Genomic DNA, 17355 nt, shown 5'->3' with positions numbered 1-17355 from the left:
ATATGGAATATAGTAAAGGTAACATCGGAAGGGTCTTTACCGTAAGGATAGACACGGGAGAGGACCTGCTTGAAGAGCTTGAAGGACTTGCCGAAAAAGAAGATATCAGATCCGCGGTCTTTATGCTGCTGGGTGCTGTTCGCAAAGCAAACCTTGTTGTTGGTCCGAAAGAAAATGTGATCCCACCTGAGACCATGTGGGTGAACTACTCCGAACCTTATGAGGTCATAGGCATCGGAAACATCTTTCCCGAAGAAGGAAAGACAAAGATACACCTTCACACTGCTGCCGGACGTGCCGATGATGTGAATGTCGGATGCCTCCGAGGCGAAAGTGAGGCTTTCATGGTGCTGGAGGTTTTCATAATGGAAATATCCGGCATGGATGCTGAACGCGCATTCGACGCTACAAAAGGATTTGCTCCGATCAGATTCGGAACAATGAAATGAAAAAATGAAATTCCTAAGACCTCAGGATCAGACATCCATTTTCAGAAGATCCTGAACGGTCTTGAGCTTTTCTTTGTTCATTTTTATGATCCTGGATTCATAGACATTTATTATCTCTTCAAAATCAACTTTCAGAGAATAATATTTTGCAGGCCTCCCCCTGCATTTCGTCCTTTTGTCATCCCTTTCATCGATCCACCCGCGTTCATAGAGCGAACGCATGGCTACGCTTACTTCCGGCTGCCTTAAGCCCGTAGCTTTTTCTATTTCCTGTGAGCTCAGTTCACTGGCTGTGAAAAGGCAGGCAAGAGAAAGCGCTTCTATCCTCGGAACATCAATGCTTTGCAAAAGGGATGCTACTTCGTATGCATCATCGTCCATTAAAGAAATATTTTAACCCCCGATATACAAGTATTACTTTTATCAATATAAATTTATGCTGTTAGATATATTGAATATATAAATGAACTGAGATCTCAAAAAGCTAAAAAGAACAAATGCGGTAACGATATATACTGTAATGTACGATTGGTTCATAGAACGTTCTAATGGTGGAAAACATGAGCTACATAGCCGAAGAAGCAAAGTATACAATTGAAAAAGTACATGCCAGAGAAATACTTGACTCAAGAGGAAATCCTACTGTTGAGGTCGATGTCTACACTGGTCGAGGTTTTGGAAGAGCAAGCGTACCTTCCGGAGCATCCACAGGCAGCAACGAGGCACTTGAGCTCAGGGATAAGGATGAACGCTACAACGGAAAGGGCGTACTTGATGCAGTTGAAAATGTGAACTCAACAATTGCAAAAGAACTGCTGGGAATGGATGTTCGCAACCAGCGTGAGATCGATGAGCTGATGATAGCACTGGATGGAACGGACAACAAGATGAACTTTGGTGCCAATGCGATCCTTGGTGTTTCCATGGCTGTTGCAAAAGCAGCTGCTGATTCCCTTGGCATGCCACTCTACCGCTACCTTGGCGGAACCAATGCATTCGCACTGCCTGTACCCACAATGAACGTGCTCAACGGTGGAAAGCATGCAGGTAACGATCTCTCCATACAGGAGTTCATGATCCAGCCAAAGGGAGCAGAGACATACTCAAATGCACTCAGGATGGGAGCTGAAACATACCATGCACTGGCCAGGATACTTGAGGATAAATATGGTGGCTCCGCAACCAATGTCGGATATGAAGGAGGATACGCACCAAATATCTCCATGACTGCAGATGCACTGGATGCACTTGTGGCTGCCATTGATGAGGCAGGGTACACCGAATCCGAGATAACCATTGGCCTTGATGCTGCTGCATCAGAGTTCTTTGAAGATGGGAAATACTCCATTGACGGCAATATGCTCACGCCTGCCGAGCTTGTGGACTACTATCTTGAGCTGATCGATACATATCCTATCCTTTCCATCGAGGACCCATTCCATGAGGAGTCATTCGAGGACTTTGCAGCACTTACCAGTGAGGCATGGGACACCATCATAGTAGGCGATGACCTCTTCGTTACAAACGTGAACCGCCTTGCAAAGGGTATCGAGATGGACGCTGCAAACGCACTCCTGCTCAAGGTCAACCAGATCGGTACGATCTCAGAGTCATTCGATGCCGCAAACCTTGCAATGCGCAACGGATATAGCGTTGTGGTAAGCCACAGGTCTGCTGAGACAGAAGACGCAATGATCGCAGACATTTCCGTTGCACTGGGTGCTGACCTCATCAAGACAGGAGCACCTGCAAGAAGTGAGCGTACTGCAAAGTACAACCAGTTACTCAGAATAGAAGAAGATCTCGGGGACGCTGCACGTTACGTGCAGCTCTGATCTTTTTTCTTGATTTATTATTCATTAAAAGGTTTAAAGGACAGACCTACTTTAAACCAATTTAATTTTAAACTTAATATTAAAATTAATTTTCAGATCTCAGAAATCAAATAGTGAGCTCTGAGTTTTCTGACTTGGCTGCTGAGCAGGCGTTTCATTTCCTCTGCACTTCCTTTTCACGGTTTCCACCTTCTTATCGGCAGAGTTATCGAAGTCAAAAAGACCCTTTTGTCTTGAATCATGGTTCAGTGTGGCCACATCGACACCGAAAACGCCGAGGATACGCTCCACAGGGGGTAACATCTGCTTCTGTATGTAGTACTCCACGTCCAGGGTAATATTGTGCTCACGGACATATTCAGGGTCCTCTGCACGGTCCACGAAAAGACCCTTGCCTGCAGTTATGACAAAGGGTATCCTCTCACCAATGGAAGGACGCACACCTGTACGCCTCTCGATGTTCTCAACCACGGTAAGATGAGGTTGTTTGTTCTTGTAGCTCGAAGGAGACTTGGAGAATGTCTTGGTAAGCACAAGGTCCTCAACGATGTCGGAGTCCTTCTGAACATCCAGATTGCGCACCCTGTCAACAAGTTTTCTTACGTGGCGCACAGAACCGTCAATGTCACCTTCCTTCAGCACAAGCTCCAGTACCCTGTTGAGCATCTTTGATGTGAGCTCGCACCAGTCACGGCGCACCGTTTCAAGACCTTTTACCTTGATCTTGTCCTTCCAGCCATCGTTGGTGGGTTCAAAGAGCCACTGTGCGTACCTTTTCTTGGCGATCAGGAGAACACGTTTTGCAGCTGCCTCAAATTCAAGCTCCATTGGATCAGGCAACGATGCTGTGACAATGCTTGCGACCTTCCTTCCCACAAGTGCGGAGTCCTCCAGTGAGAACTCATCATCTGCGAACTCCTCATCACAATCGTTCTTACAATGGACAAAGACACTATCAGTGTCACCGTAAGCTACAGAGAGTTTCACGACCTTGTCGCCTTCCCTGATATCACCGGCCTCTTCTTTGAGATAGGCCACATTGTCCCTGAGGATCACAGTACCGATCCTGTTACAGACGATGTCCTCGGTCCTTGCGATGTTCTCCCTGCCTATGCTGGTCACTGAATTGGCCATCTGAAGGCTGTAAAGCCTTGCACGGGCATAACCTGAATAGCCATAGAAGCTGTTGAGCAGGATCTTCAGAGCAAGCTGTGTCGCATCAAGGACGCGATACTCACCCTCATCACTTGCTTTTTTCATCAGCTGCTTTGTCTTTACTCTCTGGTCAAGTAGATACTCAAGGACCGATGGCACGACACCTTTGAATATCTCAGGCTTGACGAACTCGCCCTTTGAGGGAGACCTGATTATGTCTTCTTCAGGATATGTTCCCGGCTCCACAACCGTCGTATAGCAGAGGTTGTGAGCCATCATGATAGTAGGATAAAGGGATTTGTAGTCCAGAACGATCACATTCTCATGCAGACCTTTTTCCGGCTCGAGGACAGCACCACCTTTCAGGCTCTCGTTCTGCTTGCGCCTGAAAGCTGAAGTGTCATCATCCGGCTTTGTGGACATGACCCTGCCCTGTTTGCCAAACTCGGTCATCAGGATCTGTTCCACCATGTTGGTCTGGCCACCACTGACCGTATCCTGCAGCAGGATACCGCTGACCCTTGAGAGAGCTATATACTTGTCCAGAAGCTTCAGCTCGAGCAAAAGTTCAAGAGCAAGCTCAGAGTCGCGTCTGGCGTAATCGATGAACTTCCTGATCTTCTCACCATTATCGTTCCAGTGCTCTTCCATGTCAGCCGGTGCGACGTCCAGTTTTTCCCTGTCCAGCAACTCTTTTGAAACGTTACGCAGAGTATACCTTTTCAGGCTGAACTGCTGCCTGATGAGCGGAAGCACATCCACAACAACCCTGCCGGGTATGGACACCATCGTTCGGCTTATGATCTTGCGATATGTCAGATTTCTGGAATCCCTTCCAACGATCGGCCTGATACCTGCACCGGAATCGTTCAGGACGTTCACCCTATCCACTATATAGGGTACGTCAAAATCATTGATGTTATAGCCGGTGATCACATCGGGATCGTATTCAGTGATGATCTCGAAGAAGCGGCTGAGAAGGTCAGATTCTTCCGTGAACATCTCGACATCATCGTCAACACCTTCTACCTCCTTCTTGACCAGTATAAGGGTATTATGACCCTTGTAGGCCGGCTCAAAGGCAAAGCTCACCATGATAACAGGTGAGACATCAGGTGTTGGCATGCCACCGTCATGAGGCAGGCACTCAATATCAAAGGCCATGTATTTCAGAGGGGAGTTGGCGATCCTGTCAACTTCGGCAAGCTCCGGTGACCTTATGACATGATCACAGAGAAGATCACCTTTAGGTACATCGGCATCAGTTTCTGCAGATACCCAGCCCATACCCTTGAAGCCCTTGTCTATAAGGAACCTGTTCCTGAACAATATATCCGTTTCATAGATCTCCCTCACGCCGATCATTCCTGCCACTTCATCCCTTATCTCAGGAACGTTGCGCGGGTCGAATGTAATGACCTTCAGCATAGGTTGCTTTGTTTTCTGGTAACCTATGGGCTCGAACCTCTCCACGACCTCAAAGTCCTTTACAACATCGAACCTGTCCTTTATTTCCTGACCCAGCTTTTTAAGATCACCTGATGCACTAAGATAAAAATAAGGCTCAAATCCCGGAACAAGACAGCAAACGCTCTCCCCTTTGTCAGACCTGCCAAAAAGGCGTACCACAGGTCGCTCATCTTCACGGAAATAATCTGCATCCAGGATCTGGAAATTCATGGAACTACTTAATGTGAAGGCATAATATATGCTTTGTTGTCAAAGAACAGAAACAACTTATTGAAAACAGTATCAAAGAAAAAGCAATGAAAGGCAAAGTGCCCGGAGCGTGACTCGAACACGCGACCTCCAGATTTCTCAGGAGATTTGGACGCTCGGTTAAAAGTCCCTATGAGTCTGGCGCCCCAACCAACTAGGCTATCCGGGCATTGCAGCACCTAAATGGACATAGCAATATAAAAGTGTATCGATTGGCTGCTACATCCTTTTTAATTTTTAAAAAAGGACCGGATCAGAATCCGGTCGCTTCAGCAAGTTCCATCACTCTGGTGCTGTCATCGGTGTTACCCTTGACAAGGAACACGAAGTTCTCATTGGTCCAAACGTAGTGGTAACGTGGAGTCTGTTCACCATTTGCAATGATATATTTTACTACGCGAGTTGCATCATGCCCGTTAAATGACTCTTCCACAAACCTGTCACCATTTGCCAGAGGAGTGAAACCGGCTTTGTACTGTGCATTGAACTCTTCTGCTGCCTCAGCATTCTCAAGTTCGATAGCTATTACGAAATAGTCCACAGAATCAAGCTGGTATATTCCTTCAGAAGCCTGAATGATACCATCGACATCTGCATAGCTTGCCTTTACATCTTCGATGTCAAGAGAGTGGACACCAAGGTATTCGAAACCTTCAGGAACGTTATCCAGCACTACCCCATCAACACTGAGATCAGCAGTCGTTACGGGACCTTCCGGCTCAACCGGTTCTGTACATCCTGACATTGCAACAAGTAACAATGCAATGAGAGAAATCATCAATACCTTCATTTTCATTCTTAAAGACCTCATTGTTCTGAATTAGAATGAGATACAATAAGATTATAGGTATTTTAATTTATCGAAAAACCTGACAAAAAAAAGAAATGTTAGAAGGGTATTAACCCTTCTCAAATTTTAGTAATTAGTTCCTTCTGACGAAGTATGCTACTGCAAGGAGACCTGCAATTGCGAAGACTGCTTCGAAGCCAGGTACCTCATCTTCTGGTTCCTCGGTTGGCTCCTCGACAGGCTCTTCAACGACTGGCTCTTCGACAGTTACATTCTCGTCTTCAGTGACATTCTCTTCGACTTCAGGCTCTACAGGCTCTACAGGCTCTACAGGCTCTGTAGGCTCAACTACTGCACCCTCACCGACTGTTACTTCGACGAATGGGTAGAACCTTACAACGTCACTGTCAGCGACCTTGATCTTCATGGAGTCTGTGAGGTCGATTGTGTCGTCTTTGCCAAGTGTAATGGAGGTGTCCATGTTCGCGAGTGTAAGACCAGCTCCGGTTGCACCGTTAGCTACGTCTGTGACTTCAAGATCACCGAATGTGTCTTCATTCTCGATCTCCATTGCTTCATCGCTCATGAGCCAGATACCTTCAATGACTGCAAGACTGTCGACCTGTCCCTGGAATACCTCGTTAACGTGTACTCTCATGACAACGACATCGTCCTCGTCCTCAATATCTGCCTCGTAGTCCCAGGACTTGTTAGCAGGGTTATCAACAGTGCTGTAGACATCATCATCAAGGAACTCGCCGTCCTTGGTGAGCTCGAGCCATACCTTCTCACCATCAACATCGATCTGCTTTGGTGTGAGTGCGAAGCCCTCACCGAGGTCGAGTGACTGACCGACACGCATGGTGTACTTCTCGTCATCGTCAAGAATCAGCTTGGAAAGAAGTGCTGGGTCCTTGTTAACTGGAACATATTCCTCTGCGAGGAAGCCCATCTTGTCATACTTGGTAGTCCAGGACTCGTATGCATAGCCTACCTCCTGCATATCTGTGGTGTAGACAACACCGTCGTCTTCAGCAACAGCTCTATCTGTATTAATGATTGTAAGCTGTTCGGAAGCCACGTTGTCATCAAGGTCATAGTAGAAACCTGCGAAGGAAGCTGCATCCCAAACGTGTGTTGCACTTCCCTCAGCAACAGTGCCTCTGATCTCATAGGTGCCTGGTTCTGTGATCTCTTCGAAGAAGTAGAAGCGAAGATCATCGCTGTCAGCGGTCTGGATCTTGAGGGTCTCTGTGAGGTCGATTGTCTTATCTTTGCTGAGTGTGATGGTGGTGTCAACGTTCTCGAGTGTAAGACCACCGAACAAGCCTGCAGATGAACCATCAGTTACACTTGTAACTTCAAGGTCACCGAATGTGTCTTCATTCTCGATCTCCATTGCTTCATCGTTCATGAGCCAGATACCTTCAATGACTGCAAGACTGTCGACCTGTCCCTGGAATACCTCGTTAACGTGTACTTTCATGACAACGACATCGTCCTCGTCCTCAATATCTGCTTCATAGTCCCAGGACTTGTCAGCAGGGTTATCAACAGTGCTGTAGACATCATCATCAAGGAACTCGCCGTCCTTGGTGAGCTCGAGCCATACCTTCTCACCATCAACATCGATCTGCTTTGGTGTGAGTGCGAAACCCTCACCGAGGTCGAGTGACTGACCGACACGCATGGTGTACTTCTCGTCATCGTCAAGGATCAGCTTGGAAAGGAGTGCTGGGTCCTGGTTGACTGGAACGTATTCCTGTGCAAGGAAGCCAATCTTGTAGAATTCTTCACCTGCCCAACCTTCGTATGAGTAACTGACATTCTGGATGTCTGTAGTGTAGATAAGCTCATTCTCACCGATGGTGTTACCTGTGGTAGTCAGAATTTCAATCTGCTCAGATCCGATTCCATCGTCAAGGTCGTAGAAGAATCCTGCAAAATCTGTGTAGTCAATTGTATCTCTGTCAATATCGCTAAAGTCTGTACCGTTGAATACAGGACTGCGGATCTCAACAGAATCTGCTGCGCTTGCTACTGATACAACGCTCAGTACCATGAGAGCAGCGAGTAAGATTGCTGTAAATCTTTTCATTATTTTCCTCCATTATTTTAAATATATCAAAGAGTGAGAATCAAGATAAACGTTTTAACGAATATCATCTCCGGAGCAATTCACGAAGTTTCGTCCATTGCCGAAGGAGACATCATCACCCTCTTAATCCCGTCATATTGGATTACAACTGACTAATAAGTTAATTGGCTTTTAAATCTTTTGTGGTCTCTTTCAGACTATTTATCGCAATGCAAAGGTAAATATCGATGCAAATAACGGTGAATGTCGAAGAAAATACGACGGATTTAATATAAAATGGTCAACAATTGCTCAATATTATTCGTAAATTGTCGATTCGGACAATTTCCGTCATTTTATGTTAGATGATAGACGATGCAATATGGCATTCTGGCTGCCATCTTCAATAAATTTATATGTACTGCGTGTTAATTATTATTATGATGGGCAGTGAAACCTGCTGTATCATATAATTATCAGTTGTCCAAGTGTGTCCCATAGGTGGCAGGGAACAATTTCAAGCCACGTACACAATAATATAATGAGGAGTGAAAAGATAAATGTTCGAAGGGTCAGCCTCTGAAGAGATATCAATGGAAGATGAGATGAACAGGGTCAAGACCGGTATTCCGGGATTTGACGAACTTTGTGGTGGAGGACTTATCCGCGATCGTTCCTATCTTGTATCCGGTACATCCGGTGCAGGTAAGACGAACTTTTCCGTCCAGTACATCTATAATGGTATCACCAAGTACGGTGAGAACGGTATCATCGTTGCAACAGAAGAAAGACCTGAGCAGATCAGGGAGAACGTCCTGAAGTTCGGATGGGACCTGCAGGCACTGGAAGACGAAGGCAAACTTGTCATCATCGATGCATGTTCCACCAAGATTGGCATCCCTTCACAGGAAAAGTATGTCGATGTCAGGCCTTTCGACACCCGCTCAATGATGGACCAGATCATTGCCACCCAGGAACAGATCGATGCAAAGAGAGCCCTTGTCGACTCCACGACCTCTATCAGTTTCTACCTGCACGACCCTGCAAAGATCCGTGTGGAACTCCTCAAGCTAAGTACGACACTGGAAGTAATCGGACTGACCTCACTGTTGACATGTGAGATCGTCAATGAGAAAGAGCCATCAAGGTTCGGTGTGGAGACCTTCGTAACGGACGGAACATTCGTACTTCACTACGACATGCGTGAAACGGTCCGTACCCGTACTATTGAGATCTTCAAGATGCGTGGTTCAGACCACAGCAAGAAGCTACATCCATATGATATTACTTCAGAAGGTTTTGTTATACACCCACACGAACAGGTATTTGCACCATTCTGAGGAACTTGTCCTTGCACTATAATATAGTACAGGGAAAGTATTGCAAATATAATTTAGTAGTAGAAATTTAGTAGAAGTCTGAAAGACGATCAAAGGGATAACTCGGGCATCCCTTCTTTTTTCATAAAAGATGCCTGAGAACATCAACAAAAAAAAGGATCAGAGATCTGGGTAGGTCTCTTCATTACCACATTCTATACACTTATAGATCACAAGTGCACGACCGAAATTGTCGTGTCTCTTTATACTAGGATAGCTCCAGCGGTTCATTCTTCCTTCACATACGGGACATCTGTAGTTCATTTTAACTCACTCACAGGGATTCTAAATATTTACTTGGACATGTTCAATATCGATCGCATCTATATATTAGACTTACTCTGACCCAACTGACCTGATTCAGATACCACTGCTTGCTACTATTTTCTTTATCGCTTCAGCAATGAAAAGTGTTGCAAAGGCTGCCGAAACAGGAACTGCCCATTCAGCAGGCCCGAGAGCTACGAGTTCGAAGATGTTCGCAAGATACGGGACATACATAACTGTAAGCGTCAGCAGGAATGTGCTGGCAACACCCACAAGCATGAGCTTGTTGCTGAAAATACCAATACTCAAAGCTGATCTTGTCAGTGACCTGAACACGAACGGGATGAACAGTATCATACTAACGATAGTAGCAAATGTCATGGTACGTGCCATTTCGATGTTACCCATCGGATCAGAGAACATGAACACCATGAAACAAACCAGACCCATTATCAGGGCTATGCTGACAACCAGCAAAAGGTTTCTCTTTTTGAGTATCCTCTCCCCCGGCTTGCGTGGTCTTTCATACATCACTTCATCCCTTACAGGGTCAAGACCCAATGCTATCGCAGGCATTATCTCATCGAACATGTTGATGAACAATATCTGCAATGCCAGAAGTGGTATCAGGTCAAATCCCAGGAGCGTTATTCCCAGCAATATGAGGATAACCTCGGTAAAGTTCCTTGAGACCAGGTATGTTGTGAACTTCTCGATGTTCTCATAGATAGCACGACCACGTTTCACTGCTTCCACGATGGTCTCGAAATTATCGTCCTGCAGCACCATCAGACTGGACTCCTTTGCAACATCCGTACCTTTGATGCCCATTGAGATACCGATATCTGCCTTCTTCAGTGCAGGTGCATCGTTGACACCGTCCCCGGTCATTGCAACCACATGACCACGGTTCTGCAATGCCTGCACGATCCTGAGCTTTTGCTCAGGCATCACCCTTGCATATATACTGACACCCTCAACAACGGAATTAAATTCCTCATCATCAAGGGAGAGAAGCTCACTTCCTGTTACAGCACCATCATCGATGGTGTTCTTGAGCTTCCCATCCAGCCCATCCACAGGACCATTGTAATCAGCAGACAGTCCAATGGTCTTTCCGATAGCCTTTGCAGTTTCCTCATTATCCCCGGTTATCATCACAACCCTGATACCTGCCTGTTTGCAAAGGGCTATCGCATCCTTTGCTTCCTTCCTTTCAGGATCGATCATGGCAACCAGACCAAGGAATGTCAGATCTTTCTCGGACTCTTCCACAGGAAGACCTTCAGGAAGATCCCTGTATGAGATCCCGAGCACACGATATGCAGCACGGGCAAGCTCGGTGTTTTGCTTTAATATCCTGGCGACATCATCATCTTTCAGTTCACGGACCCCATCGTCCCTTTCAATGGAAACACACTTATCAAGAACGAATTCCGGTGCACCTTTACAGAAAGCGATCCTTCCTTCATCTGTCCTGTGAATGGTGGTCATCAGTTTCCTCTCGGAGGTGAAGATGATCTCATGTAGCTTTTCATACTCAGCATCGAGATCATCTTTCCAGATGTCGGCTTTGGAAGCTGCAACTATAAGTGCAAGTTCAGTGGGATCACCGACAACGTCCCATTTGTCCCCTCTCCTGACCATGGAAGAATTATTGCATGCTGCTGCTGCCTTTAACAACATTCCAAGAGTGTGGTTCTTCTCAACATCCACTTCTTTATCATTCTGCAGAAGGGAACCTTCAGGATCATATCCCACACCCGTAAGATCAAAGAACTCATCCCCGGAATATATCTTCTGAACGGTCATTTCGTTCTTAGTCAGGGTTCCGGTCTTATCGGTACAGATCACCGTTGTGGAACCAAGGGTCTCAACTCCCAGCATCTTCCTGACGATCGCATTGTGCTTTGCCATTCTGTGCATACCATATGCAAGTGTGATGGTCATTGTCAGGGGCAAACCTTCCGGAACCGCTGCCACTGCCAGTGCAAGGGCTATGATCAGCATCTCTTCAACAGGTGCACCGGTAAAGTATCCAAGCATGAAAGTGAGACCTGATGCAACAAGAGCAATGATGGCAAGGCTTTTAGCAAGGTCGGCTATCTTTTGCTGAAGAGGTGTTCTGACCTCGCTTTCCTGAATCATTCCTGCGATCTTTCCCAGCCGGCTCTGCATTCCAACAGCCTTCACAACCGCCCTGCATTTACCATGGACTATCTGTGTTCCTGAAAATATCATGTCACCTGTAACCTTTTCCACGGACATGCTCTCCCCGGTGATGGCAGACTCATCCACCTTCAGGCCCTGCACCTCAAAAACATAAGCATCAGCTGCGATCTTATCACCGGTTTCCAGCACCATAACATCCCCTACAACGACATTCCTTGTGGGGATCTCGATCACTACCCCATCCCTGACAACATGGGTCACCGGCTGGACCATTCTCTTGAGGGCCTCCATGGCCTTCTCGGCCTTGAACTCCTGGACAAAACCAAGGACTATGACAAAAGCTATTATGGCCACGATGACCCAGAAATTCACGACCTCATCTATTGTCAATGAGATGATAGCCGCTGCCAGAAGCACCCAAACAATGAAATTGGTGAACTGCCTCATCAGGACCTTTAGAGGGGTTACTTTCGCTTTTTCTTCAAGCTCATTAAAGCCGTATTCAAGCAGCCTTTTTGCCGCCTCCTCTTCAGAAAGGCCCCGCTTTGAACTTTTCAGTTCCGCAAGAACAGAATCAATATCAGCATTTTCATAATCCATCAGGACACCCACTCAAAAGAAATATGTTAACGATACTATTTCTTAATTTGCCAGAAGACCCGGATCGATCCCTTAATATTGAAATTTTCAATATCAGAGGATTGCATTTGGAAGAAGCATCCTCTGGAATGGAGGAGACAGGGATAAATCAGTTCTTCCGGTTAATGGCTGAAAAATATCTATTTCCAGCAGATAGCCTGAGAAACCTGATAACAGAATGATCAAAGTAGAACCAACAAGAATATTCATCCCTGAACAGATATTGAGTTCGGTTTCAGGTAGGAATTCAATTTCTGACTTGGCTCACCCTTCTTAACGTATCATTTCCATTTTCGATCTCTGAGATCCTCTGACACTAAATTGGCACCGGAAAATAGAGTTAACAACCCTTTTCCTTTCGTTCCGTTATATCCTGGATGATTCCCTGGTAATTGGTCACAACACCTTCATCGTTGCGCTGCACGAAGGTCTGTTCCTCCACCCATCTCTCTTCCCCGGACTTCGTCCTTATCCTGTACTCCTTAACAAAGACCTTTCCTCCCTCATTGCAGATGTCTGAAAGTTCCATCTGTACCTCGGGGAGGTCCTCAGGGTGTACGATATTACCATACATGAGATCCCCTGACATGAATTCATCAACTGTGTATCCGAACTGTGTTATGTTATCTGAAACGAATTCAACGGGCCAGAGTTCCTTTTCGTCCTCCGGACCTGCCTTCCAGAGGAAAGCTATCACAGGACTGTGATTCACAATGGTTTCCAGAGCCTGTTTCCTTTCCAGCAGTTCAGCCTGCTTTTCAAGCGAATCCTTGAGGGCGATCTCGCTTTCTTTCTGTTTTGTTATATCCTGAACGATTCCCTGAAAGTGGGTCGGGTTTCCATTGATGTCCCTGAGAATGAAGGTCTTCTCGCTCACCCACAACAATTTTCCGTCCTTTGTTACCACACGATATTCCTGCGTATAGTTGTCACTGCCATCATCACATTTCTCCGCGAGGGTATCCTTTACCATCTGGTAATCATCAGGATGGATGAGGTCACCATAAACAATACGCCCGAGGACGAAATCCTCTGCTGAATATCCCAGATTCGAGACGTTCTCGGAAGCATAATCCGCAGGCCAGAAATCTTCCGCCCTCCACAGGAACACCATGGTTGAGCTATTGTTTATGATGTCTTCAAGCGACCTCTGCCTCCTCAGCGCTTCCTCAAAAGCAATGTCGTTGTACTTCTGCTCAGTTATATCGAAGATAGTACCTTGATAGTGAGTTACATTGCCTGAATCATCACGCTGTATATAGGTCCTCTCATCGACCCAGCGAACATCGCCGGACTTCAGGATTATCCTGTATTCCTGATCAAAGAAATCTCCTCCCTCCCTGCAGCGCTGCCTGAGAGTATCTTCCACCATCTTAAGGTCATCAGGATGTACTATGTCACCATAAAGAAGACGACCGGATACAAACTCCTCTACTGTGTAACCCAGAAGGCTCACGTTAGCTGAAACATACTCTACCGGCCATTTTTCTTCCGGAACATCTTCCGCCTTCCAGAGAAAAGCAATGACAGGACTGTTATCAATTATCTTTTCAAGTGTCTCTTTCCTGTCCAGCACCTTACCCAATGCACTTTTAGAACCACTGGTGTTATTGTTACCTATATCGGATCCCATGTTTTTTCCCCATTGAACTAACAGTTCTTAATTTATTATTTGTTTAGTGAGTTTAAGTATTGATCGATTTCATTCTCTCTTTAGACTGTATGACCATTTTCAAAAGTACAGGCGATACAAAAATAGAGACTGCAACCATAAGGACAATTGCTGAAAATACGTCATCACCTATGATGCCCAGTTCCTTTCCAATGGATATCAGCACCAGCTCCACTCCTGCCCTTGGCATCACACCTAAACCGAATATAAGGCTGTCATAATTGTCAAACCCTATAAGGCGGCCTCCTGCAAATCCCCCGATCAACTTACCTGCAAGGGCCAGAAAAACGACAGCTAAAGAGAACATTCCAACCGTCTGTAAAGTGACAACATTTACGGAAAGACCTATGTAAGCGAAAAAGACCGGTACGAAAATACCATATGCAACACCTGTTACCTTACTTTGAACATCTTCGATCTTCGCATGGGAGATATCCGAGATCATGACACCTCCTATAAATGCCCCGATCACAGCATGTAGTCCGAAGAGTTCTGCTAAGTATGCAGAAAAAAGAGCCACCATTATAACAAATGCAAAGATAGACTCCTTTACATGCATCTTATGAACATAGCCAAAGAGTCCCGGGAAGAACCATAATCTAAAAACGATCATTATTGCCACAAAAGCAACTATCTTCAACAAAATAGACAATATTTGCAAAGTTGATGGAAAATGCTCGTATGTTGCCATGGTAACTACAACAGACAGAAGGAATATGCCGATAATATCGTCAAAGATAGCTGAGGTCAGCATCATTGAACCAGGTTTGCTTGACAGGTAATCCATGTCTATCAATGTTCTCACAACAACACCGATACTTGTAGGACTGAATGCAACTCCCATGAAGATACTTGCAAGAGTGCTGAACTGGAAATACAATCCAAGAATGAATCCGGCAAAAAAGGCAACAAATACCTGAGAAAAACTTGCAATTGCTGCTTTTTTGGATGATGATCTCAGATCTCGCAGGTGCACTTCCTTGTATCCTGCCGTGAACAAAAGAAAAATAGCCCCCATCTCAGCAAGGAATGTAATGACCTCTGTTACCTGATGGATCAGGAATATTCCAAGAACAATACCTGCAAGCAACTCACCAAGAATAGAAGGAAAACCTGCTCTTTCAAATAGTTCACCAAAGACCTTTGCCAGAAGAAGGATCAGCAGTATATAGAAGAGAACTTCCATTATAGAGACCCTCTTAGCTTGTATATCTCATTAAGGATATCAGGCTTGCATATGATACCTACAAGCTTCCCGTCCTCAATAACACAGACACGGTCCATTTTATGCTTGAGCATCATATCGGCTGCTTCACAAAGGGGTTCATCTGAAGACATAGATACCGGATGAGGGATCATAATGTCCTTTGCAGCCTCTCCCTGTGATACCACTGCAGCATGATGCGTGTGTTCAAGTCTCGGGGTCCTCTGCACAAGAAGTATACGGAGAATTATATCCTGGTTAATTATGCCCACAAGTTCATGATCATCGTTCACAACAGGATATGTATTAAAATGATGTTTACTGAAGGTCTCCAGGACCTTATCTAAAGGGTCATCCTCATGGATGGTCACAAGATCCTTTGTCATAACCTGCCTTATCAGCTTCTCGTTACAGCTCTCAGAAAAAGAGCGGCCACATTGTGTAGAATCTTCATCTCCTTTATCTGCCACAGTTCTAACCTCCCCATCCAGTTTACAGTTTCAAAGGAATAACCCATACAAATTATTCCTTTCATTCTACAAATACTGGTTGTTACCAATAGAATCATGCATATTGCTACAACAGAACAAAACTGAACAAAGAAAGTGAAAAAAGGAAAATGAGAAGGAAGTAAAAAGCAAAAGAGGGAATCTAAAAGGCCTTAAAGGTCCAGTTCATCCCTTTCAGCATTTGCGAGAGACAGTTGAATGGCAATTCCACTGTTTTCAGCATATTCATCGATACGCTTTACAGCATGTTCCACCATTCCACCGGAGGTCAGTATCAGGCACCTCTTCCCACAAAGTGCCATCAGTATAGATTTGTCGATAACACCTGAGGTTATCTTGAGATCAATATGGTTGTTCTCGGCAAGTGTCTTGCTTTTCTTACCCATTGCGCCTATACTGTCGATATCCTCTTCAGCGATGACCTTGCGGAAAGTTTCCGCATCATACAGATCAGTATCATAGATCACAATTCCACCGGACTTGATACCATGCCTTGTCATCTCCGCAATTGCATGCCCTTCCGGATGGATATGGAGGACCTTTGCATTGACCGCCTCATATGGGCTGTTGATGGCATATTCACCATGCATAACACCAAGATTGATGATGTCACCTTCCTTTACGTCAGGTGATACTTCGATCCACATCAGTTCAGGTGGCTTGAAGGAATTTACCAGTTCAGGAACACTTGTAGGGAACCTGTTACGGATAGCAAGGTTCCGTCTCTCAAGTTCACTGTATATCTCCAGTGTGCGTGGCTGTCTGAGATATGCTTTCCTGAGAAGGTCAGCATCCTTAAAAACATCTTCAGGTTTGCCTTCACCTATGATGTTTCCTTCTGTCATGAAATAAACATAATCTGCCCAGCTATAGGCAAGTTCCACATCATGTGTTGAGATGATAAGTGTAGTACCATTGTGGTTCAATTCGTTCAGAAGGTCAAGGATCTCATCAGCACCTACAGGATCCAGATTAGCCAGCGGTTCGTCAAGGATCATGACCTCCGGGTCCATTGAACAGACACCTGCAATAGCTACCCTCTTCTTCTGTCCTCCACTCAAATGGTGGGGAGGCTTGTCCTTGAATTCGGTTATACCGATATATTCGAGAGTTTGATTTACCTTCTCCTCAACTTCCTCTTTTGTATAACCAAGGTTTGTGGGACCAAAGCCCACATCCTGATAGACTGTGGGAGCAAATATCTGGTCATCCGAGTTCTGGAAGACAATGCCCACACTTTTTCGGATCTCACGCAGGGATCTTGCATCGTATTCCATTGGTTTTCCGTGGAAATAAACAGTTCCCTCTTTAGGCTTTAGGGTACCGTTGAGCATCATGAATAGAGTTGATTTACCGGAACCATTCTTCCCTACGAAAGCGATCTTCTTGCCTTTTTTGATCTTTACATCAACACCTTTTACAGCCTGGGTCCCATCATGGTAGGAATATTTCAAGCCTTTTGTTTCCAGTATCATCGTTTTACCTCAG

General features: G+C 45.4%; 14 protein-coding genes and 1 tRNA gene. 4 read left to right on the top strand and 11 right to left on the bottom strand.

The features are described 5' to 3' along the window. The first annotated feature begins 2 nt into the window (after positions 1 to 2). Complete coding sequence (locus ACR3I3_RS03170) at positions 3 to 449, top strand: PPC domain-containing DNA-binding protein (RefSeq protein WP_440953125.1); 447 nt, start codon at positions 3 to 5, stop codon at positions 447 to 449. Positions 450 to 476: 27 nt separating this feature from the next. Here the strand turns inward: ACR3I3_RS03170 and ACR3I3_RS03165 are convergent, their stop codons facing one another. Next, complete coding sequence (locus ACR3I3_RS03165; RefSeq protein WP_440953124.1) at positions 477 to 830, bottom strand: transcriptional regulator; 354 nt, start codon at positions 828 to 830, stop codon at positions 477 to 479. Positions 831 to 1009: 179 nt separating this feature from the next. Here ACR3I3_RS03165 and eno point away from each other — a divergent pair, with 179 nt between their 5' ends. Beyond that, a complete protein-coding gene (gene eno, locus ACR3I3_RS03160) occupies positions 1010 to 2284 on the top strand; it encodes a phosphopyruvate hydratase (RefSeq protein ID WP_440953123.1) in 1275 nt (424 codons plus the stop codon). 99 nt (positions 2285 to 2383) lie between these two features. Here the strand turns inward: eno and ACR3I3_RS03155 are convergent, their stop codons facing one another. The 4 genes from ACR3I3_RS03155 to ACR3I3_RS03140 all read right to left on the bottom strand — a co-directional run bounded on the left by ACR3I3_RS03155 (position 2384) and on the right by ACR3I3_RS03140 (position 8046). Continuing rightward, a complete protein-coding gene (locus ACR3I3_RS03155) occupies positions 2384 to 5119 on the bottom strand; it encodes a DNA-directed DNA polymerase (protein ID WP_440953122.1) in 2736 nt (911 codons plus the stop codon). A 99-nt stretch (positions 5120 to 5218) separates the two neighbouring features. Then, positions 5219 to 5327 (bottom strand) — tRNA-Met (locus ACR3I3_RS03150). 84 nt (positions 5328 to 5411) lie between these two features. Beyond that, positions 5412 to 5936 carry a hypothetical protein gene (locus tag ACR3I3_RS03145; protein WP_440953121.1) on the bottom strand — a complete coding sequence of 175 codons (525 nt, stop codon included), beginning with the start codon at positions 5934 to 5936 and terminating at the stop codon, positions 5412 to 5414. 145 nt (positions 5937 to 6081) lie between these two features. Beyond that, positions 6082 to 8046, bottom strand: a complete 1965-nt coding sequence (locus tag ACR3I3_RS03140) for an S-layer protein domain-containing protein (RefSeq protein WP_440953120.1) — start codon at positions 8044 to 8046, stop codon at positions 6082 to 6084. A 539-nt stretch (positions 8047 to 8585) separates the two neighbouring features. Here ACR3I3_RS03140 and ACR3I3_RS03135 point away from each other — a divergent pair. Continuing rightward, positions 8586 to 9365, top strand: coding sequence for an ATPase domain-containing protein (locus ACR3I3_RS03135; RefSeq protein ID WP_440953119.1), 780 nt, complete (start codon positions 8586 to 8588; stop codon positions 9363 to 9365). Positions 9366 to 9524: 159 nt separating this feature from the next. Here ACR3I3_RS03135 and ACR3I3_RS03130 read toward each other — a convergent pair whose 3' ends face one another. Continuing rightward, positions 9525 to 9668: a hypothetical protein gene (locus ACR3I3_RS03130; protein WP_440953118.1), complete on the bottom strand. Its 144-nt coding sequence runs from the start codon at positions 9666 to 9668 to the stop codon at positions 9525 to 9527. Positions 9669 to 9764: 96 nt separating this feature from the next. Beyond that, positions 9765 to 12443: a cation-translocating P-type ATPase gene (locus ACR3I3_RS03125; RefSeq protein ID WP_440953117.1), complete on the bottom strand. Its 2679-nt coding sequence runs from the start codon at positions 12441 to 12443 to the stop codon at positions 9765 to 9767. 47 nt (positions 12444 to 12490) lie between these two features. Between ACR3I3_RS03125 and ACR3I3_RS03120 the strand changes: the two genes are divergently transcribed. Continuing rightward, positions 12491 to 12664: a hypothetical protein gene (locus ACR3I3_RS03120; RefSeq protein ID WP_440953116.1), complete on the top strand. Its 174-nt coding sequence runs from the start codon at positions 12491 to 12493 to the stop codon at positions 12662 to 12664. A 158-nt stretch (positions 12665 to 12822) separates the two neighbouring features. Here the strand turns inward: ACR3I3_RS03120 and ACR3I3_RS03115 are convergent, their stop codons facing one another. The 4 genes from ACR3I3_RS03115 to ACR3I3_RS03100 form a co-directional block, all read right to left on the bottom strand. Then, the gene (locus ACR3I3_RS03115; RefSeq protein WP_440953115.1) at positions 12823 to 14115 is read right to left on the bottom strand and encodes a PAS domain-containing protein; all 1293 of its coding nucleotides are present in this window, start codon (positions 14113 to 14115) and stop codon (positions 12823 to 12825) included. A 52-nt stretch (positions 14116 to 14167) separates the two neighbouring features. Continuing rightward, positions 14168 to 15340 (bottom strand): cation:proton antiporter, encoded by a 1173-nt coding sequence (locus tag ACR3I3_RS03110; RefSeq protein WP_440953114.1) that lies wholly within the window; start codon positions 15338 to 15340, stop codon positions 14168 to 14170. Then, entirely contained in the window at positions 15340 to 15828 is a 489-nt protein-coding gene (locus tag ACR3I3_RS03105; RefSeq protein WP_440953113.1) for a CBS domain-containing protein, read from the bottom strand. The genes ACR3I3_RS03110 and ACR3I3_RS03105 overlap by 1 nt, the downstream gene beginning before the upstream one ends. Positions 15829 to 16019: 191 nt before the next feature. Next, entirely contained in the window at positions 16020 to 17342 is a 1323-nt protein-coding gene (locus tag ACR3I3_RS03100; protein ID WP_440953112.1) for an energy-coupling factor ABC transporter ATP-binding protein, read from the bottom strand. Positions 17343 to 17355 lie beyond the last annotated feature (13 nt).

Origin of the sequence: Methanococcoides mangrovi, assembly GCF_052057775.1 — an archaeon.
GTDB lineage: Archaea > Halobacteriota > Methanosarcinia > Methanosarcinales > Methanosarcinaceae > Methanococcoides.
This window is presented reverse-complemented; position numbering and strand designations above follow the sequence as displayed.

Bases quoted from the DNA above. Each gene is read 5' to 3' on its own strand.
- ACR3I3_RS03145 (WP_440953121.1), bottom strand. From the start codon at position 5,936: ATGATTTCTCTCATTGCATTGTTACTTGTTGCAATGTCAGGATGTACA.
- ACR3I3_RS03130 (WP_440953118.1), bottom strand. From the start codon at position 9,668: ATGAACTACAGATGTCCCGTATGTGAAGGAAGAATGAACCGCTGGAGC.
- ACR3I3_RS03100 (WP_440953112.1), bottom strand. From the start codon at position 17,342: ATGATACTGGAAACAAAAGGCTTGAAATATTCCTACCATGATGGGACC.
- ACR3I3_RS03155 (WP_440953122.1), bottom strand. From the start codon at position 5,119: ATGAATTTCCAGATCCTGGATGCAGATTATTTCCGTGAAGATGAGCGA.
- ACR3I3_RS03140 (WP_440953120.1), bottom strand. From the start codon at position 8,046: ATGAAAAGATTTACAGCAATCTTACTCGCTGCTCTCATGGTACTGAGC.
- ACR3I3_RS03115 (WP_440953115.1), bottom strand. From the start codon at position 14,115: ATGGGATCCGATATAGGTAACAATAACACCAGTGGTTCTAAAAGTGCA.
- eno (WP_440953123.1), top strand. From the start codon at position 1,010: ATGAGCTACATAGCCGAAGAAGCAAAGTATACAATTGAAAAAGTACAT.
- ACR3I3_RS03170 (WP_440953125.1), top strand. From the start codon at position 3: ATGGAATATAGTAAAGGTAACATCGGAAGGGTCTTTACCGTAAGGATA.
- ACR3I3_RS03125 (WP_440953117.1), bottom strand. From the start codon at position 12,443: ATGGATTATGAAAATGCTGATATTGATTCTGTTCTTGCGGAACTGAAA.
- ACR3I3_RS03165 (WP_440953124.1), bottom strand. From the start codon at position 830: ATGGACGATGATGCATACGAAGTAGCATCCCTTTTGCAAAGCATTGAT.
- ACR3I3_RS03110 (WP_440953114.1), bottom strand. From the start codon at position 15,340: ATGGAAGTTCTCTTCTATATACTGCTGATCCTTCTTCTGGCAAAGGTC.
- ACR3I3_RS03135 (WP_440953119.1), top strand. From the start codon at position 8,586: ATGTTCGAAGGGTCAGCCTCTGAAGAGATATCAATGGAAGATGAGATG.